General features: G+C 68.0%; 20 protein-coding genes and 1 pseudogene. 8 read left to right on the top strand and 13 right to left on the bottom strand.

The annotated features are described in order from the left end of the window. Positions 1-14: 14 nt before the first annotated feature. Positions 15-1,019, bottom strand: coding sequence for a type I glyceraldehyde-3-phosphate dehydrogenase (gene gap, locus KME82_RS04820; protein ID WP_215497511.1), 1,005 nt, complete (start codon positions 1,017-1,019; stop codon positions 15-17). A gap of 238 nt (positions 1,020-1,257) precedes the next feature. Between gap and KME82_RS04815 the strand changes: the two genes are divergently transcribed. The 8 genes from KME82_RS04815 to KME82_RS04780 all read left to right on the top strand — a co-directional run bounded on the left by KME82_RS04815 (position 1,258) and on the right by KME82_RS04780 (position 8,928). Further along, positions 1,258-1,881, top strand: a complete 624-nt coding sequence (locus KME82_RS04815) for an OmpW/AlkL family protein (protein ID WP_215497510.1) — start codon at positions 1,258-1,260, stop codon at positions 1,879-1,881. 318 nt (positions 1,882-2,199) lie between these two features. Then, positions 2,200-3,090 (top strand): S1/P1 nuclease, encoded by an 891-nt coding sequence (locus tag KME82_RS04810; RefSeq protein WP_430538794.1) that lies wholly within the window; start codon positions 2,200-2,202, stop codon positions 3,088-3,090. Between the two features lie 97 nt (positions 3,091-3,187). Further along, entirely contained in the window at positions 3,188-4,057 is an 870-nt protein-coding gene (locus KME82_RS04805; protein ID WP_215497508.1) for an MBL fold metallo-hydrolase, read from the top strand. Positions 4,058-4,178: 121 nt separating this feature from the next. Next, positions 4,179-4,694, top strand: coding sequence for a molybdopterin-dependent oxidoreductase (locus KME82_RS04800; RefSeq protein WP_215497507.1), 516 nt, complete (start codon positions 4,179-4,181; stop codon positions 4,692-4,694). 76 nt (positions 4,695-4,770) lie between these two features. After that, positions 4,771-5,556 (top strand): molybdate ABC transporter substrate-binding protein, encoded by a 786-nt coding sequence (gene modA / locus KME82_RS04795; protein ID WP_215498972.1) that lies wholly within the window; start codon positions 4,771-4,773, stop codon positions 5,554-5,556. 10 nt (positions 5,557-5,566) lie between these two features. Beyond that, positions 5,567-6,259, top strand: a complete 693-nt coding sequence (gene modB / locus KME82_RS04790) for a molybdate ABC transporter permease subunit (RefSeq protein ID WP_215497506.1) — start codon at positions 5,567-5,569, stop codon at positions 6,257-6,259. Continuing rightward, a complete protein-coding gene (locus KME82_RS04785; protein WP_215497505.1) occupies positions 6,256-6,888 on the top strand; it encodes an ATP-binding cassette domain-containing protein in 633 nt (210 codons plus the stop codon). Before modB ends, KME82_RS04785 begins: the two co-directional genes overlap by 4 nt. Positions 6,889-6,972: 84 nt before the next feature. Next, a complete protein-coding gene (locus KME82_RS04780) occupies positions 6,973-8,928 on the top strand; it encodes an acetyl-CoA hydrolase/transferase C-terminal domain-containing protein (protein WP_215497504.1) in 1,956 nt (651 codons plus the stop codon). 167 nt (positions 8,929-9,095) lie between these two features. Here KME82_RS04780 and KME82_RS04775 read toward each other — a convergent pair whose 3' ends face one another. The 12 genes and pseudogenes from KME82_RS04775 to KME82_RS04720 all read right to left on the bottom strand — a co-directional run. Then, entirely contained in the window at positions 9,096-9,584 is a 489-nt protein-coding gene (locus tag KME82_RS04775) for an REP-associated tyrosine transposase (protein WP_215497503.1), read from the bottom strand. A gap of 343 nt (positions 9,585-9,927) precedes the next feature. Beyond that, a complete protein-coding gene (locus KME82_RS04770; RefSeq protein ID WP_215497502.1) occupies positions 9,928-11,073 on the bottom strand; it encodes an acyltransferase family protein in 1,146 nt (381 codons plus the stop codon). Between the two features lie 264 nt (positions 11,074-11,337). Continuing rightward, positions 11,338-13,338 carry a transketolase gene (tkt, locus tag KME82_RS04765; protein ID WP_215497501.1) on the bottom strand — a complete coding sequence of 667 codons (2,001 nt, stop codon included), beginning with the start codon at positions 13,336-13,338 and terminating at the stop codon, positions 11,338-11,340. Between the two features lie 478 nt (positions 13,339-13,816). Next, a complete protein-coding gene (locus tag KME82_RS04760; protein ID WP_215497500.1) occupies positions 13,817-15,193 on the bottom strand; it encodes a dicarboxylate/amino acid:cation symporter in 1,377 nt (458 codons plus the stop codon). A gap of 495 nt (positions 15,194-15,688) precedes the next feature. Continuing rightward, positions 15,689-17,407 (bottom strand): BatD family protein, encoded by a 1,719-nt coding sequence (locus tag KME82_RS04755; protein ID WP_215497499.1) that lies wholly within the window; start codon positions 17,405-17,407, stop codon positions 15,689-15,691. A gap of 5 nt (positions 17,408-17,412) precedes the next feature. Then, a complete protein-coding gene (locus tag KME82_RS04750) occupies positions 17,413-19,146 on the bottom strand; it encodes a VWA domain-containing protein (protein ID WP_215497498.1) in 1,734 nt (577 codons plus the stop codon). Beyond that, the gene (locus KME82_RS04745; RefSeq protein ID WP_215497497.1) at positions 19,143-20,159 is read right to left on the bottom strand and encodes a vWA domain-containing protein; all 1,017 of its coding nucleotides are present in this window, start codon (positions 20,157-20,159) and stop codon (positions 19,143-19,145) included. The genes KME82_RS04750 and KME82_RS04745 overlap by 4 nt, the downstream gene beginning before the upstream one ends. Continuing rightward, on the bottom strand, positions 20,159-20,611 hold the full coding sequence (locus KME82_RS04740; protein ID WP_215498971.1) for a DUF4381 domain-containing protein: 453 nt from the start codon (positions 20,609-20,611) through the stop codon (positions 20,159-20,161). Before KME82_RS04740 ends, KME82_RS04745 begins: the two co-directional genes overlap by 1 nt. Then, on the bottom strand, positions 20,611-21,507 hold the full coding sequence (locus tag KME82_RS04735) for a DUF58 domain-containing protein (RefSeq protein ID WP_215497496.1): 897 nt from the start codon (positions 21,505-21,507) through the stop codon (positions 20,611-20,613). The genes KME82_RS04740 and KME82_RS04735 overlap by 1 nt, the downstream gene beginning before the upstream one ends. 67 nt (positions 21,508-21,574) lie before the next feature. Further along, positions 21,575-22,600, bottom strand: a complete 1,026-nt coding sequence (locus KME82_RS04730; RefSeq protein ID WP_215497495.1) for an AAA family ATPase — start codon at positions 22,598-22,600, stop codon at positions 21,575-21,577. A gap of 313 nt (positions 22,601-22,913) precedes the next feature. Beyond that, positions 22,914-24,947, bottom strand: a complete 2,034-nt coding sequence (locus KME82_RS04725; protein WP_215497494.1) for a type IV pilus secretin PilQ — start codon at positions 24,945-24,947, stop codon at positions 22,914-22,916. A gap of 38 nt (positions 24,948-24,985) precedes the next feature. Then, positions 24,986-25,251: pseudogene (locus KME82_RS04720) on the bottom strand (pilus assembly protein PilP); the annotation flags it as partial. Positions 25,252-25,363 lie beyond the last annotated feature (112 nt).

Genomic DNA, 25,363 nt, shown 5'->3' with positions numbered 1-25,363 from the left:
GCAATCGCAGCGGCTTACTTGCCCGCGACGACCTTGACCATTTCCAGGCACTTGTTCGAATAGCCCCACTCGTTGTCGTACCAGCTCACCAGCTTGACGAAGGTGCCGTCGAGCGCGATGCCGGCTTCGGCGTCGAAGATCGAGGTGCGCGCGTCGCCGCGGAAGTCGGTCGCCACGACCTTGTCCTCGGTGTAGCCCAGCACGCCCTTGAGCGCGCCTTCGCTCTGCGCCTTCATTTCCGCGCAGATCTCGGCGTAGGTGGCTTCGCTGTTGAGCTCGACGGTCAGGTCGACCACCGACACGTCCGAGGTCGGCACGCGGAACGACATGCCGGTGAGCTTCTTGTTGAGCTCCGGGATCACCACGCCGACGGCCTTGGCCGCGCCGGTGCTGGACGGAATGATGTTCTCCAGGATGCCGCGGCCGCCGCGCCAGTCCTTGTTGCTCGGGCCGTCGACGGTCTTCTGGGTCGCGGTGGCGGCGTGCACGGTGGTCATCAGGCCGCGCTTGATGCCCCACTTGTCGTTGATGACCTTGGCCAGCGGCGCCAGGCAGTTGGTGGTGCATGAGGCGTTGGAGACGATCGCCTCGCCCTGGTAGGTCTTGTCGTTGACGCCGAACACGAACATCGGGGTGTCGTCCTTCGACGGCGCCGACAGCACGACCTTCTTGGCGCCCGCGTCGAGGTGCTTCTGCGCGGTGGCCTTGTCGAGGAACAGGCCGGTCGACTCGATCACCACTTCCGCGCCCACCTCATCCCACTTCAGGTTGGCCGGATCGCGTTCCTGGGTCAGGCGGATCGGCTTGCCGTTGACGATCAGGGTGTTGCCTTCGACCTTGACCTCGCCCTTGAAGCGGCCGTGGACCGAGTCGTACTGCAGCATGTAGGCCAGGTAGTCCGGCTCGAGCAGGTCGTTGATGGCGACGATCTCGATCTCGCTGCCGAAGTTCTGCACGGCAGCGCGCAGGACGTTGCGTCCGATGCGGCCGAAGCCGTTGATGCCTACCTTGATCGTCATTGAGCTAACTCCTGCGGCCGCGCGTGCGGTTCGAAGTGGGGAAACCGCCATTCTAGCAAGGCGTGGCCGGCGTCGCAGTCCGGCGGTTGGCTCCGGAGAGCTTGGGTGAGCGCGCGCCAGACTGCGACGACAATCAAAGTTTGCCGTTCTAATGCATATTTAGAGTGCCAAACGGGCCAAGGCCTGTTCAGCAAGATTACAATTCCGGCACTAATCGACGACTTAGGGGACTCAAGGAATGAATCATCGACTGATCGGCGCCGCCGTCGCCGCGGCCCTCGCCTGCGCGGCCCAACCGGCCCTGGCCCAGCAGGCCGGCACCTACACCCTCGGCATCGGCGCCCACCAGGTCACGCCCAAGTCCGACAACGGCAGCCTGCTCGGCGGCACCGCGGAACTGGAAATCGGCGACAACGTCCAGCCGACCATCACCTTCGAATACTTCATCCGCGAGAACCTCGGCATCGAAGTGCTGGCGGCGACGCCGTTCAAGCACGACATCGAGATCAAGGGCCTGGGCAAGGTCGCCACCGCCAAGCACCTGCCGCCGGTGTTCTCGCTGCAGTACCACTGGAACAGCCGCGGCACGGTCTCGCCGTTCGTTGGCCTGGGCGTCAACTACACGACCTTCTTCAGCGAGAAGACCACTGGCCCGCTGCGCGGCAACGACCTCAAGCTCAAGGATTCGGTCGGCGTCGCCGCGCATTTCGGTGTCGACTTCATCCTCACCGAGCGCAGCGCGATCCGCGTGGACGCGCGCTGGATCGACATCCAGAGCGATGTCGAGCTCAACGGCGAGAAGATCGGCAAGGCGAATATCGATCCGACCGTGTTCGGGTTGGCTTACGTGATGAAGTTCTGAGTGGGTTGGGTGGCGGGTTGATGGGCTCGATCACGTAGCCTTGCGAATCCACGCCACCTACCGTCGCTCCAGCAGTTGCCCCCTTTAAAAAAAGGGGGCAGGGATCGCGCAGCGATCGCGGGGCATTTGCTGTTGCTGTTGCTTGCGACGAAAGAGCAAAAGCAAATCCCCCCCTGCCCCCCTTTTTCAAAGGGGGGAAAAGCAAAGCACGGCGGGTTTGAAAAGGGGGAGGCGATGGCGGGTTCGCCGTTGCTCGCACCGCCACGTTCGGACAGCGGCCGCCGCGGCGGCTCCGGTAAAGTGGCGTCCATGAAAAACATGCCCGCTGACGCCTCCCGTCCCGCCGCCCGCCACCGCCGCCACCTGCGCCGGCTCGCCGCGCTGCTGCTCCTGCTGCCGCTCAACGCCCTCGCCTGGGGCCCGCAGGGCCATCGCCTGGTCGCCGCCCTGGCCTGGGACGACCTGCGCCCCGACGTGCGCAGCCAGATCCAGCAACTGCTGGCCGGCGAACCCGATGCCGCCTCGAGCGACGATCCGCTGCCCGCCATCGCCAACTGGGCCGACGACCTGCGCGCCAACGACCCCGACCTCGGCCGGCGCAGCGGCAAGTGGCATTACGTCAACATCGCCGAGGACGACTGCCACTACGACGCCGCCCGCCACTGCCCGGGCGGCAACTGCGTGGTCGAAGCGATCCGCGCCCAGGCCGCGATCCTGGCCGACCGCACCAAGCCGCAGGCCGAGCGCGTGCAGGCGCTGAAGTTCGTGGTCCATTTCGTCGGCGACGTGCACCAACCGCTGCACGCCGGTTTCGGCCACGACAAGGGCGGCAACGATTTCCAGCTGTCGATCCCCGGCCAGCCCGCGCGCCCGGACGGCTACGGCAGCAACCTGCATTCGCTGTGGGACAGCACCATGCTGTCGATGAACAAGCTCAAGGACGACGCCTACCTCGAGCGCCTGCGCACGATCGACGTGCCGCGGGTCGGCGGCGCCGGCCTGCCGCCGGATTCGCCGGGCTGGGCCGAAAGCGCGTGCAAGCTGGTGCTGCAGCCGGGGTTCTATCCGCTCACGCCGTCGGGCAAGCCCGCGCACAAATTGCCGGCCGACTACGTCGCCACCTGGCGCCCGGTCGCCGAAACCCAGTTGCGCATGGGCGGCGAGCACCTGGCCGAAGTATTGAACGCGGCGTTCGCCAAGCCGCGCTGAGCCGCGCCGTGGGGCCGCGCGTCCCCTGCCCCGCCCGCACCGCGTTGCTACTGCGTACGCTTGCCCGCCGCGCCCGTCGTTCGCCCAGGAGATCCGCATGTCGCCGCAGGTCGTGCCGTTCCACCACGCCGATACCGGCACCTGGTCCTACCTCGTGGCCGATCCGGCCAGCGGCGCGGCGGCGATCGTCGACCCGGTGCTCGACTTCGACCCGCGCGCCGGCCGCACCGCGACCGACAGCGCGCAACGCCTGCTGAGCGAAGCGCGCAGCCGCGGATGGCGGATCGACTGGCTGCTGGAAACCCACGCCCACGCCGATCACCTCAGCGCCGCGCACGTCCTGCGCCAGCGTCTGCAAGCCGACGGCGGCCACGCGCCGCAGCTGGCGATCGGCCGCCGCATCGGCGAGGTGCGGCGCTTCTTCGCGCCGGTGTTCGGCCTGGCCGAAACCGAAGCGTCCGCTTTCGACCGCCTGTTCGACGACGACGATGCCTTCGCCGTGGGCGAACTGCCGGCGCAGGCGATCCCGGTGCCCGGCCACACCCAGGACAGCCTCGCGTACCTGATCGGCGATGCGCTGTTCACCGGCGACTCCCTGTTCCTGCCCGACAGCGGCACCGCGCGCTGCGACTTCCCCGGCGGCGACGCGGCGATGCTGTACCAGTCGATCCAGCGCCTTTACCGATTGCCCGACACCACCCGCGTATTCGTCTGCCACGACTACGGCGCCGGCGACCGCGAGGTCGCCTGCGAAACCACGATCGGCGAGCAGAAACGCAGCAACATCCACGTCCGCGCCGACACCGGCGAAGCCGAGTTCGTCGCCCTGCGCGAAGCGCGCGACGCGACCTTGGCGGTGCCGGCGCTGATCCTGCCGGCGTTGCAGGTCAATCTGCGCGGCGGCGCGCTGCCCGAGCCCGAGAGCAACGGCGTACGCTATCTGAAATTGCCGCTCAATCAGTTCTGAACCACGCTCGCGTGGCGCGCTCGCGGCGCCGCTCGCGCGGGCCGATGCCGGCAACTCGCCGACCCGGTCCATCGCTGCGATTCGCCCGTTCGCCAAACCCGGCTTCATCCAGGAGCGCCCCATGATCCGTCTGCAGGTTTCGCTGGCCGTGTTGATCCCGCTCGCCTCGCTCGGCCTCGCCCGGGCCGACGACAAAGCCGCCGCGCCGCATCGGCACGAAGCGCCCAAGGCCTCCGCGCCGATCGCGCCGGTCGAGGTCAAGCTCGACGACGCGTTGATCGCGCGCCTGCCGCAGGTCACCGCGCAGGGCGAGGCGCACGGCAAAAAACTCAGCTGCGAAGGCGTCGCCCTGCACGAACTGCTGCGCGCCAGCGGCGCGATCCCGGCCGAACCGCTGCGCGGCCCGCAACTCGCGCGTGTGGTCGTGGTGCAGGCCCGCGACGGCTACCGCGCGGCGTTCTCGCTCGGCGAACTCGATCCCGGCCTGGGCAATCGCCAGGTCGTGCTGACCCGGCGCTGCGACGGCAAGCCACTGCCGGCCGACGACGGCCCGTGGCGGCTGATCGCGCCGGGCGAAGCGCGGCCGGCGCGCTGGGTGCGCCAGGTCGAATCGATCCGCGTGATCGACGCACGCTGACCGGCGCGCATCCCACCCTCACCTGCTGGCGGTACTCTTCCTGCACCCCCAACCGAACAGGCCCGTCATGAACCCGATGCGTCGCCGCTGGCTGCAAACCCTGTGCTGCGTGACCTGCCTGCTCGCCGCGGGCTTCGCCGGCGCACAAACGCCGGCCGCCGCCGAACCGATCACCGTGTTCGCCGCCGCCAGCCTCAAGGAATCCTTCGACGAAGCCGCCGCGGCCTACCAGAAAGCCACCGCGCAACCGGTGCGGGTGTCGTACGCCGCCAGCTCCGCGCTCGCCCGCCAGATCGAACAGGGCGCGCCGGCCGACGTGTTCGTCTCCGCCGACCTGGACTGGATGGACTACCTGCACGAACGCAAGCTGATCGACGACGCCAGCCGCCGCAACCTGCTCGGCAACACCCTGGTGTTGATCGCGCCGAAGACGAGCAAAGCCAAAGCGGTCACCCTCAAGCCCGGAGTGAAACTGCTGCCGCTGCTCGGCGACGGCCGCATCGCATTGGCGCTGACCGCGAGCGTGCCCGCCGGCAAGTACGCGCGCGCGGCCTTCACCTCGCTGGGCGTGTGGGATCAGCTGCAGCCCAAGGTCGCCGAAGCCGAGAACGTGCGCGCCGCGCTGATGCTGGTCGCGCGCGGCGAAGCCCCGCTCGGCGTGGTCTACGGCAGCGACGCCAAGGCCGAACCGAACGTGCGCGTGCTCGCGACCTTCTCGGCCGACACTCATCCGCCGATCGTCTATCCGATCGCGCGCCTGAACGCGAGCAAGCAGCCCAACGCGGCCGCATTCGTGAAGTGGCTCAAGTCGCCGGCCGCGAGCGCGATCTTCCGCCGCCACGGCTTCACCGCGCTGGACTGACCGCGCTTCGATGTTCGACTTCAGCCCGGCCGAACTCACCGCGATCGCATTGAGCCTGAAGGTCGCCACGGTCGCCACCGTGTGCAGCCTGCCGCTCGGCGTGGCGCTCGGCTGGCTGCTGGCGCGCACGCGCTTTCCCGGCAAGTTGCTGTTCGACACCTTGCTGTACCTGCCGCTGGTGCTGCCCCCGGTGGTCACCGGCTATGCCTTGCTGATCGCGTTCGGCTCGCAAGGGCCGATCGGCCGCTTCCTCGCCGACTACCTGCACGTCAGTTTCGCGTTCCGCTGGACCGGCGCCGCGCTGGCCAGCGCGATCATGGGCTTTCCGTTGATGGTGCGCGCGATCCGGCTGTCGATCGAAGCGGTCGATCAACGCCTGGAACAAGCCGCCTCGACCCTCGGCGCCAACCGCTGGCGAGTGTTCTTCGGCGTGACCTTGCCGCTGGCGTGGCCGGGCCTGATGGCCGGCGCGGTGCTGTCGTTCGCCAAGGCGCTGGGCGAATTCGGCGCGACCATCACCTTCGTGTCGAACATTCCCGGCGCAACCCAGACCCTGTCGTCGGCGATCTACGGCCTGATGCAGGTGCCCGGCGGCGAGTCGGGCGTGCTGCGGCTGGCCGTGGTCGCGGTCGCGATCTCGTTCGCCGCGGTGCTGGTGTCGGAATGGCTGGTGCAACGCCAACGCGCGAGTGCGCAACGATGAGCGCGGCGAGTTTCCTGATCGAAGTCGAACTGCGCCGCGGCGGCTTCACCCGCTCGATCGCGATCCGCAGCGAGCAACGCGTGATCGCGGTGGTCGGCGATTCCGGCGCCGGCAAGACCTCGTTGCTGCATGCGATCGCCGGCCTGCTGCGGCCGCTGCGCGGGCGCATCGAAATCGCCGGCCGCTGTCTGTACGACAGCGCCGCGCGCGTCGATCTGCCGGCGCATCGCCGTCATATCGGCTATGTGTTCCAGGACGCGCGCCTGTTTCCGCATCTGGACGTGCGCGGCAATCTGCTCTACGGCCTGCGCGGCGAGGCGAAGCGCGCGCCGCGTTTCGAACTCGACGCGATCGTCGACCTGCTCGGCATCGGCGCGCTGCTGCAACGCGGCACCGCCGGCCTGTCGGGCGGCGAAATGCAGCGCGTCGCGCTCGGCCGCGCCTTGCTGTCGCAGCCGCGCATCCTGCTGCTGGACGAACCGCTGTCGATGCTCGACATGAATCGTCGCGACGAGTTGCTGCCGTACCTGCAACGCGTGCGCGACGAAACTTCGTTGCCGATGATCTACGTCAGCCACTACCCCGACGAAGTGCGGCGCATCGCCGACGAGGTCCACGTGCTCGACTGAGCCGTTGCGCGGCCCCGATCCGGCGGATGCAGGGCCGGGCGGGCCGGTTATCGCGTTCGCGGACCCGGTGCCATACTGGCCCGTATGAACACGCCCCAGCATTTCGACTCCCTGACCGACGCCGTCGACTTCCTCTACCAGCGCCTGCCCGGCCCGCTGCACGTCGGCGCACCGCTCGGCCTGGGCAAGCCGCACCGGCTGCTCAATGCGCTGTACGAACGCGCCGAAGGCGACAGCACGCGGCCGTTGCATCTGTACACCGCGCTGTCGCTGGACCCGCCGGGCGCGGGCAAGGGCCTGGAAGGGCGCTTCATCGGGCCGTTCGCGCAGCGCCATTTCGGCGACGACTTCCCGCGCCTGCGCTACGTGCAGGCGCTCAAGCGCAACACCTTGCCGGCGCATATCGAGATCGAGGAGTTCTACCTGCAATCGGGCGCGCTGCTCAACGCCAGCGCGACCCAGCGCCGTTACGCCAGCCTCAACTACACCCATGTCGCGCGCGCGCTGGCCGATCGCGGCGTCAACGCGATCGTGCAGAAAGTCGCCGCCGATCCGAACGGCGGGACGCGTTTGTCGCTGTCGTGCAATACCGATCTGACCTTCGACGCGGTCGACGCGATCGTCGCGCGCGGTCTGCCGCGACCAGTATTGATCGCCGAAGTCGACCCGCAGTTGCCGTGGCTCGACGGCAGCGCCGCGGTCGAGGCGGATTTCTTCGATGCGGTGGTGACGCCGCCGGGGCCGTATCCGAAATTGTTCGGTTTGCCGAGGCAACCGGTCAGCGATGCGGATTACGCGATCGGCTTTTATGCCAGCACTTTGGTACGCGACGGCGGCACCTTGCAGATCGGCATCGGCACGCTGGCCGACGCGCTGTGTCATGCGCTGGCGCTGCGGCATACGGATAACGCGGCGTATCTGCGGGTGATTGCGGCGTTGGGAGGTGGGGCGGCGGCGGATGACGACGCGAAGGCGCCAGTTGCGCCGCTCGGACCTTTTAGCGTCGGGCTTTTTGGCTGTTCCGAAATGATCAACGAAGGCTTCCGGCGATTGGTCGAAGTCGGCGTGATCAAGCGCAAGGTCGTCGACGATCTGGAGGTGATGCGCCGCGTGCATGACGGCGACGCCAGCTCCGACGACCTCGCACACCTGGAACGCGAAGGCGAATTCCTGCAAGGCGGCTTCTATCTGGGCTCGCCGGATTTCTATCAATGGCTGCGGCATCTGCCCGACGATCAGCGCCGCGGCATCAGCATGCGCCGGATCAGCGAGGTCAACGAACTGTACGGCGGCAACGAAACGCTGGAGCGCCTGCAACGTCGCGACGCGCGCTTCTTCAACAGTTGCATGATGGCCACCGCGCTCGGCGCGGCGGTGTCGGACACGCTCGACGACGGCCGGGTGGTGTCGGGGGTCGGCGGGCAATACAACTTCGTCGCGATGGCGCACGCCCTGCCCAACGCACGCTCGGTGCTGATGCTGCGCGCCAGCCGCGAGAGCGGCGGCGAGGTCCGTTCGAACGTGGTGTGGAACTACGCGCAGACCACGATCCCGCGCCATCTGCGCGATGTCTACATCACCGAGTACGGGATCGCCGACCTGCGCGGCAAGACCGACGAGGACTGCATCCGCGCGATGGCGGCCGTCGCCGACTCGCGTTTCATCGCCGGCCTGCTGCTGACCGCGATGGGCAGCGGCAAGCTGCCGCGGTTCACGCCGCGCGTGACGCCCCACAACAATCCCGAGCGCCTGCGCGAAACACTGGCGCCGTTCCGCAGCGACGGCACGCTGCCTGATTACCCGCTCGGCAGCGACTTCGACGCGGTCGAGCAGCGGCTGGTCAAGGCGCTGGGATGGTTGAAGGCGAGTACCGCTACAAAGGGCGCGAAGATCAAGACCGTGCTGCGTGCGTTGTTCGCTCCCGCCAGCCAGGACCACGAGGCGTTGCGACGCATGGGCCTGGACAAGCCGTCCGGCCTGGGTGAGCGCATCGAAGCCAAGTTGGTTGCGCTGGGTTTGCGCGAGAGCGCGGCGCACTGATCGAAAAGCGTCGGGGCTAAAGCTCCCTCCCACAAAAGACCTCGCGATAATGGCGCCGGCGGGCAGCGTCGCGCTCGCAGACCACGGCATGCTGCCATGCGTGCGACATCGGAAACGCAACCAGCCAACCAGCCGCCTCGGATCGACGGCTTTTGTGGGAGGGAGCTTTAGCCCCGACGCTTTTGTTCCAGCCACACCGCATCCCAATACGGGTAATCGCCGACACGTTGCACCAGCCCTGCGCGCTTTGGATTTGCGACGATGTAGCGCGCCGCTTGCAATACATCTTCGTCTTCGCGCAATGCGTGATCGTGGAAACCCGGCATCCACACCATCCCCTTGCGATGCAAGCTGCGATTGACCGCGCGCGCGGCGCGGCCCTTGAGTGAGGCCACCACGCTTTCCAGGCGAATGTCGCTATGCAACTCAATCAAGCCATGCCAGTGGTCGGGCATCAGCACCCAGCACAGCAAACTCGCTCCCAGCCATTTCCCGGGGTCGGCGATGGCGCGGGCGGCGATGTCGGCGCAGTGGTCGCTGGCGAAGATTCGACGGCCGCGAATGCAGACGGTGGTGACGAGGTAGATGCGTTGTTGCTCGGACCAGCGGCCGCGTCGTAGCGCTTGGTAATCGGGCTGAGGATCGGGTGAGTTCATGCTCGCAGACTGGCGCTGCGCGCGATTGGGTTCTATCGGTGTTGATTGCACCGGAGGATCGGAAAACTCCGATTACGCGGCGAACTGAGCGGAAGGCGTCGGAGCTCAAGCCCCTCCCACAAAAATCCTGACGAGACACTGCGATCGGAAGCTGCGCTGGCTTGCGCCACGGTCTCGCGTCAAGACGTTCATAACGCCAATCAAGCCAATCAAGCCAATCAAGCCAATGGCGAGGCTACGAGGTCTTTTGTGGGAGGGGCTTGAGCCCCGACGCTTTACGCTCACCCACCGCAGAACCCACACATCGGCACACGCAGCGAAGCGACTGCGCCAGCGACTCCACTCAAGACGCCAGCCGCTGCGCCTCGCCTTGATCCGCAGCCGACCCTCGCCGCGCCCGCACCCACGCAAACAGCCGATGCCCCAGCCGGATGCCGGGCTTCTCGATGAACCGATACGTCAGCCACGACGCCGGAATCACCAGCACCAGACTCAACCCCAGGCAAGCGAAGTACGCGGTGCCTTCCGGCAGCACGGCGTAGAGCTTCGCGAACACGCCGTACATCCGCGACACCACGAACGGATGCACCAGGTACAACGAATAACTGATGGTGCCCAGAAAACAGGTCGCGCGATTGACCAGCACGCGATTGCTCGCCAACAGCAGGCCCAGCAGCATCAGGCCGTAGAACAATGCCGACAGGTACCAGCCGTCGGCGATGCCGGGAATCGGCGGCAGGCGGCCGTAGAACGACAGGCCCAGGGCCAGCCCGCCCAGCAGCAACAGGCTCACGCCGACGATGCGTTTGCGCCGCTGCGGCAGTTCGCGCAGCCGTCGCCACAGTTCGAACAACACGCAGCCCAAGGCGAACACCGGCAATTGCCGAAGCAGGCCGACGTGCTCGCCGAAGTGCGCCCAGCCGGCCGGCAATCCGGTCTTGGCCCACAAGGCCAGCAGATAGCTCGCCACCAGCAGCGCGAGTTGCACCCACAGGCCGCGCACGTACAGCGCGATCAACGGGAAGATCGCGTAGAACAGCATCTCCACGCCGATCGTCCAGCTGCCCATGACGATGCCCTGCTGCCATTGCGGCGACAGGCCGAACAGCAGCGAATAGTTCCAGGCCACTTCGTCGTAGCCGCGCAAGGGCACGGCGCGGAACTGGTCCTTGAAGATCATCAAGCTCAGCAAGGCCAGCATAAGCGGCGCGATGCGGGCCAGGCGGCTGAGATAGAAACTGCGCAGCGGCAGGCCCGACGCGGCGTGGCGCGGCCAGGTCAGGCACAGCGAGAACGCGCTCATGACGAAGAACAGCACCACGCCGCTGCCGCCCATGCCGACGATCGGCAAGGCCCAGGCCGGCACCGACAGATCAGGATCGGGCATCGCCATGACGTGGTAGATCACCACGTACAGCGCGGCGATGCCGCGCAGGGCGTCGAGTTGCGGCAGGCGTGGTTGCGAATCGGCGGCCGGAGCGGTCGACATCAAGATCGTTTCCCTGCGTTGAACGAAGGCAACCGCTGCCCGCGCTGCCCGCCGCGGCCGGTTGTCGGCGGCGCGCCTTACGGCGGTACGAGCGGTAGTGTCATCGCCCCCCCGGACGCGGCGAGTTTGCCATGCGGCGCGGCGCCGGAACGAAAAAATCCGGAGCGTCGCCGCCCCGGATTTATCGTTTCGTAATAATGAAGCCGACTGCGCCGGGCCTGGCTATGCGCCATACCCGACGGTCAATCGTGCATCAGCCGTGACTCAGCCCAGCGCCTTCACCGCCGCGACCACATGCTCGACGGTGAAGCCGAAATGCGGGAACAGCGCTTCGGCCGGCGCCGAGGCACCAAACGTATCGATGCCGACCACGTCGCCGTCCAGGCCGACGTACTTGCGCCAGAAATCGGTGACGCCCGCTTCGACCGCGACGCGCTTGCGCACCGCGTTGGGCAGCACCGACTGGCGGTACTCCAGCGGCTGGCGGTCGAACACGTCGCTCGACGGCATCGACACCACGCGCACCTTGACGCCTTCGCCGGTCAGCACGTCGGCAGCCTGGGTGGCCAGGCCGACTTCCGAACCGGTCGCGATCAAGATCACGTCGGGGGTGCCTTCGCTGTCGCGCAGCACGTAGCCGCCTTGTTCGATCTGCGCGACCTGCTGCGCGTCGCGCGGCTGGTGGATCAGGTTCTGGCGCGAGAACACCAGGCAGCTCGGGCCGTCCTTGCGCGCGATCGCGGCCTTCCACGACACCACCGATTCGACCGCGTCGCACGGACGCCACACGTCGTTGTGCGGGATGTAGCGCAGCGAAGCCAGGTGCTCGATCGGCTGGTGGGTCGGGCCGTCTTCGCCCAGACCGATCGAGTCGTGGGTGTAGACGTGGATCGCATGAGCGCCCATCAACGCGCTCATGCGCACCGCGTTGCGCGCGTAGTCGCTGAACACCAGGAAGGTCGCGTCGAACGGAATGAAGCCGCCGTGCAGTTGCAGGCCGTTGCTGATCGCGGTCATGGCGAATTCGCGCACGCCGTAATACACGTAGTTCGCGTTCGGATCGCTGCTGGCGACCGACTTGCTGGCCTTCCACAAGGTCAGATTCGAATGCGCCAGGTCGGCCGAACCGCCGATCAGTTCCGGCAGCAGCGGCGCGAAGGCTTCGATCGCCATCTGCGAGGCCTTGCGCGAGGCGATGGTCAGGCCTTCGGCCTGCAGCTTGGCGATGTAGGCGTCGGCCTGGGCGAGGAAATCGGCGGGCAGCTCGGCATGCGAACGGCGGGTGAGTTCAGCCGCTTCGGCCGGGTACTGCGCGGCGTAGGCGTCGAACAAGCGATTCCACTGGTCCTCGCGCACCGCGCCGGTGCTGTGCGAGCGCCAGCCGTCGTAGATCGCCTGCGGGATTTCGAATTCGGCGTAGGGCCAGTTCAACGCAGCGCGAGTCGCGGCGACTTCGTCCTTGCCCAGCGGCGCGCCGTGCGAGGATTCCTTGCCGGCCTTGTTCGGCGAACCGAAACCGATCGCGGTGCGGCAGCAGATCAGGGTCGGCTTGTCGCTGTGCTTGAGCGCGGTGTCGATCGCAGTCTTGATCTCGACCGCGTCCTGGCCGTCGACGTTGCGGATCACCCGCCAGCCGTAGGCTTCGAAACGCGCCGGAGTGTCGTCGGTGAACCAGCCGTCGGTGTTGCCGTCGATCGAGATCTTGTTGTCGTCCCAGAACGCGACCAGCTTGTGCAGGCCCCAGGTGCCGGCCAGCGAGGCGGCTTCGTGCGAGATGCCTTCCATCAGGCAGCCGTCGCCCATGAACACCCAGGTGCGGTGATCGACGATCTCATGCTCGGGACGGTTGAAACGCTGCGCCAGCAGCTTCTCGCCCAGCGCCATGCCGACCGCGTTGGCGAAGCCCTGGCCGAGCGGGCCGGTGGTGGTTTCGATGCCGGGGGTTTCGAAGTTTTCCGGATGGCCCGGGGTCATCGAACCCAGCTGGCGGAAGCGCTTGAGCTCCTCGATCGGCAACGGATAGCCCGACAGGTGCAGCAGCGCGTACTGCAGCATCGAGCCGTGGCCGTTGGAGAGGATGAAGCGGTCGCGGTTGAACCACTTGGGGTTGCCGGGGTTGTGGGTCAGGTAGTCGTTCCACAGCACCTCGGCGATGTCGGCCATGCCCATCGGCATGCCCGGGTGACCGGAGTTGGCGGCCTGCACCGCGTCGATGGCGAGGAATCGGATGGCGTTGGCGAGGTCGCGGCGGCTGGGCGTCGTCATGAGGGTCTGCGGTCTGAGGGCTGGGAAGGCCGGTCTTGAAAGCCGGGTCCGGGCCAGAGCGCGGGCGATCTGGGGCGGAGCCGGCGAAGAGCCGCCATTGTCCCACCCCTGGCCGGCGCTGTCGCGCGCGAGGGGTTGGCGCGGTGTGCGCTGAGGGTGCCGTGGTGGTGCTCGGGCCCTGTTGGGCCTGGGTTTGGACAGGATCGGCATGGTTTGGGGAGCTGGACCTGATTCGGGGCCTGCGTCGTTGGCGAGATGGCGAGTCGGGGCTGAAGGCCCCTCCCACAAAAGACCTCGGGGCCTCGCGCGGCGACGGACGCGGCGCACTCGCGCGAAGGTCGCGAGGTCTTTTGTGGGAGGGGCTTTCAGCCCCGACTGTGGCCGAAGCCAATGCGATCCAGGCAACAGCGACCCAAACAAAAGGCCCGCCATCGCGGCGGGCCTTCTGGATTCAGCGACAGAACAAGCGAACCGAACCTCAGTCCTCCATCCGCTCCGCCGGCGGGTCCTCGACCCCGCGCGACACCATCGCCGCGATCGCGATGTCGCCGGTGACGTTGAGCGTGGTCCGGCACATGTCGAGGAAGTGGTTGACGCCGAGGATCAGGCCGATGCCCTGCGGCGGCACGTTCACCATCGCGCAGATCATCGCCACCACCGGCAGCGAACCCGACGGGACGCCGGCAGTGCCGATGCCGCCCAGGATGCACACCAGCATCACCATCACCTGCTGGCCCAGGCTCAGGTCGACGCCGAAGAACTGGGCCAGGAAGATCACCGTGACGCCTTCGAACAAGGCGGTGCCGTTCTGGTTGGCGGTCGCGCCGACGGTCAGCACGAAGCGCGAGATGCGCCGCGGCAGCTTGAGTTCGTCGGCCACCCGCAGCGCGGTCGGCAGGGTCGCGTTGCTCGACGCGGTCGAGAACGCCAGCACCATCGCTTCCTGCGCGCCCTTGAAGAATTCCAGCGGCGAGCGTCCGCCGATGAATTTGAGCGCCAGCGAATACACCACGAACAGATGGATCGCCAGCGCGGCGACCACCACGGCGACGTACTTGGCGAGCTTGAACAGCAAGTCCCAGCCGAACGCCGAGGCCAGGTTGAACATGAAGCAGAACACCGCGTACGGCGCCAGCTTGATGACCAGGCCGATCAGGGTCATCGAAATCTCGAACAGGCCCTGGATGCCTTCGCGCAAGGTGTCGACCGCCTTGGACTTGGTCAGCACCATGCCCACGCCGACCATCAGGGCGAAGAACATCACCGCCAGGATCGCGTCGTCGGCCGCGGCCTTGACGACGTTGTCGGGCACGATCGAAATCAGCATCTGCATGCCCTTGGGCGCGGTGGCGCTGCCCTGGACGATGCTTTGGGTGCGCTCGGCGTTCTCGGCCATGAGCTGCTGCGCCTGGGCCGGATCGACCCCGGCGCCGGGCTGGAAGATATTGACCATGACCAGGCCGAGCACCACCGCCAGGCCCGACATCACCACGGTCAGGCCGAGCGTGCGCCAACCCACGCGACCGAACGCGCGGATGTCGCCCATCTCGCTCACGCCCATGACCAGGGCCGAGAACAGCAGCGGGATCACCAGCATGAAGATCAGGCGCAGGAAGATCTCGCCGGCCGGGCCGGTGACGGTCTCGCTGAACAGCTTCAGCAGCGGCCGGCATTGCCAGGCGACGTCGGTGCCGGCCGCGGCGGCCGGGCAGGCGTCGCCGGCCAGTTGCGCCCAGGTGGCGCTGCCGATGCCGGCGGCGTAGACGATCAGGCCCAGCACCAGACCGGTCAGAAAGCCGATCGCCATCTTCCAGTGCAGCGGCAGCGCCTTGCGCGCGGATGCGGTGTCGCTCATCGGGCTGCGCTCATGGTTTTGCTCATAGTCGCGCTCCTACAGGGGCCTGGCCAAAACAATCGGCAGGATACACCAGGGGGTTGTGGGGCTTGGCCGGGTGGGTGGAGCAGTGGGGATTGGCATGGGTGGGTGCTAGCGAGAAGCGGAAAGCAAATCCCCCCTGCCCCCCTTTTTCAAAGGGGGAAAAGCACGGGTTGCTTGGGGGAAGCGGCGGTTAGGTCGATGCTGGCTGCTGTAGCGCGAAGCCGGAGACGGAGCCCAAGCCGGAACCGCAGCCAAAGGCAAAGGCAAAGGCAAAACCGGAGCCCGAGCCAGAACACGAGCGAATGCAATCCAATGTGTTGGCGTGGCGATGGCAATTGCGATGGCAATAACGATCCCAAGCCCATTACCCACCACAACGCCCCGCCCCATCCCGAAGGGGTTCCCCCCTTTGCAAAAGGGGGCCAGGGGGGATTTGCTTTTGCCTTTGCTTTTGCCGCTTTCGCCCCGCCCTCAACCCCGAGGCGGATACAACGGCGGCAACGGCGAAGGCGCTTCGACCGCGACCTCGCGCCACTGCGGCGCACGCGCGAACGCCGCGCGCAGCTGATTGCGCGCGGCGACGCCATCGCCACCGCCCCAGCGCGCGCGTCGCAGCGCCTGCACCGCTTCGCGTTGCTCCGGATCGGCCAGACGCTCGACCAGCTCGTCGTCGTCGGCCGCGGGCGGACGCGCGAGCGAACGCAGCACCGTGGCGATCTGTTCGAAATCGCCGACGTCGATCAATTGCTTGAGCGCCGGCAGATTCAAGGCCAGCGAGCGCGATCCGGCCGCGGCCGGCGCGTTACCCGGCGCGGCCACAACCGGCGCGCGCGAGGGCTGGCCGCGCAGATGCAGTGCCCAGAACAGGGTGATCAACCACAACACCGCGAACAGCAGCGCCGCGCCGGCCCAGGCCGCGTTGCCGAACGGCGACGCGGACGCGGCCGTTGCACCGGTACCGATCGCCGCCCCCGTGTTGGCCGCATCGGCCGCAAGCGGCACGCCAGGAGTGGGCGCCGCAGCCGCCGCACCGCCGACGCCGGTGACGGTCAGATTCAACGCAGGCAAGGTCGTGCTGCGCGCCGCGCCGCCGACCACGTCCCACCAGTCCAGGCGCAGACCGTCTACCCGCACCGGGCCCGGACGCGACGGCACCAGCGAAAACTTGCGGGTCAGCCGCACCCGCGGCCGGCCTTCGTTGAAGCCTTCGTCGGCCTGGACCGGTTCGGGGAATACCTGCACGCCGTCGATCGGCGGCAGCAACAGTTCGGGCAGTTGCGCGGCGTTGGCGCCGTCGATGGTGGCCTCGACCACCACCGCCGCGGCGCTGCCCACGCGCAGGCCTTGCGGCGTGCTGCGATACCGCATGGTCACGCTGCGCAGCGGCAGCCACGGCTGCGGCGCATTCGCCGGCGCGGCCAGCACGTTGAGGGTGCGCGGCCGCGACCGCGCATGCTGATCGTCGCCGCCGCTGCCGGTGAGTTGATCGAACAGCCCCGGCGCGCTGCGTCCGTCGAACTGCGCCTGCGGCAACGCCATCGGCCCGCTGCGCTCGGGCACCAGCAGGAAGCGGCGCTCGACGATGGTGTAGCGGCGGCCGCTGATGTCGCGGTCGTATTGGTTGTCGTCGCCGACCCGGGTCAAGGACGCACCCTGCGGCGTGGGCTGATCGAGCTTGCCGCCGACCAGGGTCAGCGCCGAATACAGCCGCACCGTCAGTCCGACCGCCTGCTGCACATACGGGCTGTCGTCGTCGACCAGCGTTTCCATGAACACGTCCGCGCCGGTCGCCACCGGCTGCTGTTGCGGCGGCGGCGGCTCGGGCGCATTGGCCACGACCATCACGCTCAGCGGCCGCGTGCTCATGCCGTTGACCTGCAGCGACGGAATCGTCAGCAGCCCGCTACGCAGCGGCCGCAATGAGGCCAGGAACAAGGTCCGCATCACCATGCCGCCGCGCCCGGGTTCCAGGCTGGTGCCGGCATTGCTGGCGACCAGTTTGAAGTCGCCGAGCAAGGGACCGTAGTTCGGGCCGCTGCCGGCCACGCCCTCGAGCTGGATGCTCAAGACGATGCTTTCGTCGGCGTTGATGCGATCGCGATCGAGCCACGCGCGCACCTGCGCGAAGGCGCCGGCGCTGAAGCCCATCAGCGCCAGGCACAACCCGAGTTTGACCAGCAATCGCGACATCGGCCTCAATCTCCCCGCAACGCCTGATTCTGGCGTCGCTCGTATTCGATCTTGAATTTTTCCCGCAGCAGGCTGCCCGGATCGTCGGGCACGCGCTTGAGCCAGGCGTCGTTGGCGACGCGGCGCTCGCGCTGTTCGGGGGTGAGCGGTTTGGCTTGTTCGGTCGCGGCGGTCTTCTGCCCGGGCTGTTTGGCCTGACGTTCGAGTTCGCGCTGGATCTTCTCGCGCTGCGCGGCATCGGCCTTGCGCTGCGCGTCGGGGTCCTTGGGCGGCTGCTCGGGGTTGGATTTTTTCGCCTCGTCGGGCTTGGACGGCTTGGGCTGTTGCGACGGATCGCCCTGCGGCGGCGAATCGCCCTTGCCCTTGTCGTCCTGGTTGTCCTTGCCGTCCTTGGGCTGCGATTTCGAATCGCCCTTGTCGCCGTTCTTCGGCGGCGGCTTGCGCTTCATCGCCGCCTCGACCGCGCGCTTGTTGGCGATCGCGTCGGCCATGCCCGGCTGCAGTTTCAAGGCGCCGTCGTAGGCCTTGATCGCCTCTTCGTAGCGGCCCTGGCGCGCCATCGCGTTGCCGAGGTTGTACTGCGCGTCGGCGCCCTGGTTGCGCTGGTACAACTGCGCGGCGCGTTCGAATTCGCCCTTGCGATACGCCTGGGTGCCCTGCTCCATGCGTTCGTGTTCGGCCTGGTCGGGACGCTTCCACAGACCCTGCGCATGACCGGGCGCCATCGGCAGCCACAGACACAGCGCCAACACCGCGGCCACGCCGCTGCGACGCCGGAACGCGAGCAAGGCCAGCAGCATCAGCGAAGGCAGCAGCCAGTAGCCGTTGTCTTCGCGGGTCAAGGTCTTCTCGCCCTGCGCGGTGCCGGCGTCGGCCGCGCCCGGCTCGAGAATGCGCAAGGCGCGCAGATCGCTGTCGTCGTTGCTGATCGCGGCGTAGCGGCCGCCGCCGTCGGCGGCCAGGCCGCGCAACGATTCGGCGTCCATGCGCGCCATCACGATGCGCCCGTCGGGCCGCTGGAACGCCGCGCCCGCGGCGGTGCCCAGGCCGAGCGCGGAAACCGTGTAGCCGTCGGCGGCGGCCTTGGCCGCGGCGCGGCGTTCGGCGCCGTCGGCGCGATCGCTCACTATCAATATCTGCCCACGTTCGAAACCGGCCTGACGCAGCAGCCTGGTCGACCATTCGATCGCCCGGTCCGCGCGCTGGCCGTCGCCCGGCATCACGTCGGGCGCGAGCGCGTCGAGGAACACCGCGAGATTGCGCGGGTCGTCGGTCATCGGCGCGACGGTGTAGGCGTCGTCGGCGTACACCACCAGACCGACCTGGCCGCCGCTGCGCTGACGCAACAGCGACGCCAGCTTGGATCGCGCCTGCGCCAGCCGGCTCGGCGGCAAATCGCTGGCGAGCATGCGGCTGGACAGATCCAGCGCGATCACCAGCGGCGTTTTTCCCTGCCACAGCGGTTGTTCGCTCTGGCGCCAGCTCGGACCGCTGAGCGCGCAGACCGCGATCAGGTACGCGAGCACCGCGGCGATGACCGCGAACCGCGAACGCCGGCCGCCGCGCGATTCGAGCAGATGCGGCAGCAGATGCGCATCGACCGCGCCGCGCCACACGCTGCTGCGCTTGCGCCGGCTGCGCCACAGCCAGCCCAGCAGCGGCAACGCCAGCAGCGCCCACAACCAATGCGGACGCAGGAATACCAAGCTCGCATCGCCGAACCACGGCAGCGGATTCATGCCCGCCTCCGTCGCGGCAACACGAACGCCAGCAAGCCCAATGCGAACGCGCCCGCCAGGGGCCAGGCATAGCGTTCGATATGCGGGCGCACCGCCTTGCCCGGGCGTTTCACCGGTTCCAGCCGATCGATCTGCGCGTAGATGCCGACCAGTTCGGCGGTGTCGCGCGCGCGGAAGAACTGCCCGCCGGTGAGGCCGGCGATCTTGCGCAAGGCGTCTTCGTCGATCTCGGCCTCGCCGCCGGGAATGGCGATCTTGAAACCGAACAGCGACATCGAGCCGTCGCCGCCGAAGGCGATGGTGTGGATGCGTACGCCGTCGTCGCGGGCGATCTGCGCGGCGCGCTGCGGATCGGCGGTGCCGGGCGTGTTGACGCCGTCGGTGAGCAGGATCAGCACGCGTTGCCCGGCCGGTTGTTCGCGCAGGCGCTTGACCGCCAGGCCGATCGCATCGCCGATCGCGGTTTCCTGTCCGGCCAGGCCGACCACGCTGTCCTTGAGCTGATCGCGCACGGTGTCGCGATCGAGCGTCAGCGGCGTGAGCACGTAGGCGCGGCGGCCGAACACCAGCAGGCCGATGCGATCGCCGGCGCGGCGATCGAGGAAATCGGCGAGCACCGCCTTGGCCGCGGTCAGGCGATCGACTGGCGAGGAACCTAAAGTCATGTCGGGTTCGCTCATGCTGCCGGACAGGTCCAGCGCCAGCATCATGTCGCGGCCGACCTGCGGCGGCTGCACCGCATCGCCGAGTTCCTGCGGCCGCGCCGCGGCCACGCACAGCAGCGCCCAGGCCAGCCAGGCAAGCACGCCGGCGCCACCACCGCGCAGGCTGCGGCCGCCGGCCGCGGCGACCGCGTCCAGGCGTTCGCCGAACGGCACCTTGAGCGCGGCCGAACCGTCACGCGCCGCCGGCAACAACCAACGCACCAGCAACGGCAGCGGCAGCGCGGCCAGATACCACGGCCACGCGAACCACTCGCGCGCGTCGCCGATCAGGCTGTTCCACCACGGCATCAGGACACGCCCATCCAGCGCAGGAAACGCCGGCGCGCGATTTCGCGCAGGGCATCGGCCTGTTCGCGATCGACCTCGCGGCGATAACCGCCGTCGAGCAGCAGCCGGCCGGCGCCGTCGGCGAAATCGCGGCGCTTGCTGCCGCGATCGAGAAATTCCAGCCACTGTTCGCCTTGCAGGCGATCGGCGTCGCGATCGCGGCGGCGCGCGGCGCGACGCAACAACTCCGACATCGCCGCCACTTCGGCCGCGGGCGTGTCGGCGCCGGCGAGCGCGCGATCGAACAGGTCGTTGATGCGCCGGCGGCGGCGTTCGCGCCAGCGCCGCAGCGCATACAACGCGACAGCGATCAGCGCGAGCGCGCCGATCACCATCCACCAGCCCGGCGCCAGCGGCCACCACGACGGCGCCAGGGTGTTGTGCACATCGCGCAGAGCCAGCGGCGCCGACATCAGGCCACCAGCGGCCGCGCGCGGCCCAGCAAGGGCAGCCACGATTCGCTCGCCGCGTCGGTCGACAGCGCCTGCACGCGCACGCCGCGCAGCGGCAATTTGTCCAACGCGACCTCGACCGGCGCGACGAAGCTGTCGTGCCAGCGCTTGCGTTGCGCATCCACGCCCAGATCGAGTTCGATGCGTTGGCCGTCGCGACTGAACGGCAACGCCGACAACGGCGGTTGGGTTTCGATCGGATCGGTCAGCAGCAGCACGATCACCTCGTGATGCTGGGCCAGCACCGCCCAGCGGCGCTGCGGCAAGGCGGCGATGCTGGCCGGATCGGCGAGCACGATCAGGCGCGAGCCCGGCCGCAGCAGACGCGCGGCGTGATCGAGCGCCACCCCGAGCCCGGCATCCTCGGCCGGCGGCTGGGTGTACCAGCGCACCATCGCGTCGAGCACGCGCAAGGCGCCGCGCGGGCCGGAGGCCGGCGTCACCGGCGCTTCGCGCAGGCTGCCGCGCAAGGCGGCGATGCGGTCGCCGTCGCGCGCCGCGGCCCAGGCCGCGACCGCGCCGGCACGCGCGGCCTGCACCGACTTGAAGCGCACGCGGGTACCGAAATACAACGACGGCGCGGTGTCGGCGACGATCAGGGTCAAGCGTTCGCGTTCGGCCTGGAACAACTTGGTATGCGCGCGACCGGTGCGCGCGGTCAGGCGCCAGTCGATATGACGGGCGTCGTCGCCGAGCGAATACTCGCGCGATTCGGCGTACTCCATGCCGCGCCCGCGCAGCGGCGACAGCGCCTGTCCGCTGACGCCGTGACGGCCCAGCCGCGCACTGCGACGGCCGCTGACGGCGGCGCGCAGCGCGACCAGTTCGGTCAGACTCGGAACCACGCCCTCGCTCATCGACCCGACCCGCTCCTGCGAACTTCGCCGTTACGAATCCCGAATCCCGATTCCCGATTCCCGGCCCTCAAGGCAACGGCACCTTCTTGAGCAACTCGCCGAGCAGGCGATCGCCGTCCCATCCTTCCGCGGTGGCTTCGTAGCTGGGCAGGATGCGATGGCGCAGGACTTCCGGCGCGATCGCGCGCACGTCGTCCGGGGTCACGAAGTCGCGGCCGGCCAGCCACGCGTGCGCACGCGCGCACCGCTCCAGCGCGATCGAGCCGCGCGGGCTGGCGCCCCAGGCGATGCGCCGGGCGAGCGCGGGGTCGTAACGCGCGGCATCGCGCGAGGCCAGCACGATCTCGACCAGATACCGCTCCACCGACGGCGCGACATGCAGGTCCAGCACCGACTCGCGCGCCGCGAACACGTCGGCCAGCGGCATCTTGGCCACCGGCGCCGGCGCGGTCTTGAGCGTCTGCCGCGCGCGTTCGCGCGCCAGCCGCAGGATTTCGGTTTCGGCCGCCGCTTCCGGGTAACCGATGCGCACGTGCATCAAGAAGCGGTCGAGCTGCGCCTCGGGCAGCGGGAAGGTGCCTTCCTGCTCGATCGGGTTCTGCGTCGCCATGACCAGGAACAACTGCGGCAAGGCATAGGTCGCCCGGCCCACGGTGACCTGGCGTTCGCCCATCGCTTCGAGCAGCGCCGATTGCACCTTGGCCGGCGCGCGATTGATTTCGTCGGCGAGCAGGATCGGATGGAAAATCGGCCCGGGCTGGAATTCGAAACGACCTTCCTGCTGGCGCCACACCTCGGTGCCGGTCAGATCGGCCGGCAGCAGGTCGGGGGTGAATTGCACGCGCGCGAACTCGGCTTCCAGGCGCGAGGCCAATGCGCGCACCGCGCTGGTCTTGGCCAGGCCGGGCGCGCCTTCGACCAGCAGGTGACCATCGGCCAGCAGCGCGATCAGCAGCCGCTCGATCAGCTCGGCCTGGCCGACGATTTCCAGCGCCAGCGCATCGCGCAGCGCGCGGAAGGCGTCGTGCAGGCGCGCGGTTTCAGCGCCGGAGGCGGTGGCGGGATCGCGGGCGAGGGTTGATGCGTTGTCCATCCGGTATCCAGGTGACGCGCCGGCAAGGGCGGGGGCGAGGCGGGGTTTGGGCCGATTTTGACCGAAGTTCGCCGTCAAGGTTCAAAACGTCGTTCTACTTCGGCGATCGCAGGTCTCATTCAGACGCGCGCGGCGGGCGCGGGGAAGTGCCGAAGGTAGGGCATGGATTCTCCCGCCTCGCTGGACCGGGCGCAGCGATGCCTCGGTGTTCGCGGCTGTTCAGCCCGGTCGCAAGGGCCGACCTCGCGAAGTCCGGACTCCGCAAACGCAAAGAGGGCCCGTAGGCCCTCTTCGCTGTTACCGGTGCCGCGACTCAGCGCTGCGTCACCTGCATCACCTTCGGCGTCACGAAGATCAGCAGCTCGGCTTTTTCCTTGCTGCGGCTCTTCTTCTTGAACAGATTGCCGAGGAACGGGATGTCGGCCAGGAACGGCACCTTGGACAGATCGGTGCGATCGCGGAACTCGTAGACGCCGCCGATCACGACGGTCTGACCGTCCTCGACCAGCACCGCGGTGTTGATGTTGCGCTTGTTGATCTGCGGCACCTGACCGATCGAGGTGTCGACGAAGCCTTCGACCTCGTCCTTCTTGACGCTCATGTTCAGGAACACGCGGCCGTCGTTGGTGATGGTCGGATTGACCTTCATCTCCATCAGCACGTCTTTGAACTGGACGTTCGGGATCGGAATGCTGTTGCCGCCCTGCTGCGGCGAGATCGTCACGTAGCCCACTTCCTGGCCCTGGCTGATCACCGCTTCACGCTGGTTGCTGGTGACCACGCGCGGGTTGGACACCACTTCGCCGCGACCTTCGGTCTGCATCGCGGAGAACTCCATGTCCAAATTGACCCACTTGCCGAGGATCGTGAACGCGAGCGCGCCGGCCGGATTGATAACGCCGACGTTGCTGTTGAGGCTGGCCGGGAACAGGAAGGCCGGATTGGTGATGGTTTGCAGCAGGGAACGGGCCTGATCCCGCAAGGCGTTGGCCTTGGCGTTATCAACTCCGTCGAACAACCTCGCATCGTCCGTCAGTTTATTCGCCTGCGCAGAGATCAGTTCGTTCTTGGCGGCGGTGTTGCGATAGTTATTGATGCTTTCCAGCGTACCGCTGGTGATCACATCGCCTTTCTGTCCGGAGACGCCGAAGCGCGCGCCGAGGTCGCGGGCAAAGCTTTCGGTCGCGATCACGATGCGCGCCTCGATCAGGACCTGATCGACCGGACGGTCAATGACCCGGATCAGCTCCTTCATCTGGGCCACTTTTTTCGGGATGTCGCTGATCATCAACGTGTTGGTACGCTCATCGGCGACGAGACGCCCACGCGGCGACAAGAACCCGTTTTCACTCTGAGCACCTTCACCGCTAGAGCTGCCGCCGCCGATGCCCTTGGCCTCGGTCAGCGCCTTATAGATCTGCGCGGCGTTGTGGTAGTTGATCTGGATGTATTCGGTGGTCAGGTCGACGCGGTTGTCGAGCGCGATGCGCGCGTCTTCGCGATCCTGCTCGTACTTGGCCACTTCGGCCTGCGGCGCGACCCACACCACGTTGCCGCTGCGGCGCTTGTCCAGGCCCTTGGCCTGCAGGACGATGTCCAGCGCCTGATCCCACGGCACGTTGACCAGACGCAGGGTGACGTTGCCCTGGACCGTGTCGGCCGCGACGATGTTGAGGTTGGACTCTTCGGCGACCAACTGCAGCACGGTGCGCACCGGCACGTCCTGGAAATTGAAGGTCACCGGGCGGCCGGAGTAGCTGCGCACCACGCCAGCCGGCGCCTGCGAGATCGTGCCGGAGGTCGGCGCGGCATTGCCGGTCGACTTGGCGCCCGCGGGCGCGCCGACCGCGCGATTGCCGGCCTGCGCCGTGCGCGGCACGACTTCGACGATGTAGTCGCGACCGGTCTGGTAGGCCATCGTGTCGTAGGCGCCGCTGGTGTTGAGCACCAGCTGGGTGCCGGTGCCGCTCACGCGCGCATCGATGCGCTGCACCGGCGTGGCGAAGTCGACCACGTTGAGCTGGCGCTGCAACGCCGCCGGCAACTGCGCATTGCCGACATTGACCAGCACTTCCGAGCCCTGGTTGCGCATGTCGGGCATCGCACCGTCGCCGCTGAAGCGCACGATCAGCTTGCCCGAGCCGCCGTCGCCGCGCTTGAAGTCGATGTTGGCGACCGAAATCGTGCCCGGCAATTGCTTGGACGGGTCGTTGCTCGGCGTCGGCGCGACCGTCGCGGCGGCGGGCAACTGAGCCGACGGCTGGACGACAGGAGCTGCAGCGGCGGCCGGAGGGGCCGCATGGACAGCGCTGATGCCGGCGAGCACGCCGACCACGAGCCCGGCCATGCGGGCGCCACGAGCCAGCGTGGGCGACCGATCATGTTTCATTGCGTTCGAATACGGAAGCAATCACGTTCCAGCCAACCGCCTGCGCCATCCGGCACCAGTTCCACCAAGTCGATGCGCTCCTCAGAAACGCTGGTCACGCGACCATCGTTCTGCCCCATGTACGCACCCGGTCGAACACGATAAGTCACTTTGTCGGGCGCCATGACCAGCGCCACGATACCGCGACCGCCATGTCGAGACCATCGAGCGGCGTCCCCAGCCATGCCACCATCGCGCGCGCGGGCTGCTGTCGCTGATGCGGGAGCGCGTCCTGCGTGGAAAGCGGCGAACTGCTGCACGGAGCGGGCGCCGGAGGCCTCTCGGCCACCCAGGTTTCGCGCTCGTGCACCCCCGTCCAGCGCGGCGCCGGCGCG

The sequence above is a fragment of the Lysobacter capsici genome, assembly GCF_018732085.1.
GTDB lineage: Bacteria > Pseudomonadota > Gammaproteobacteria > Xanthomonadales > Xanthomonadaceae > Lysobacter > Lysobacter capsici_A.
This window is presented reverse-complemented; position numbering and strand designations above follow the sequence as displayed.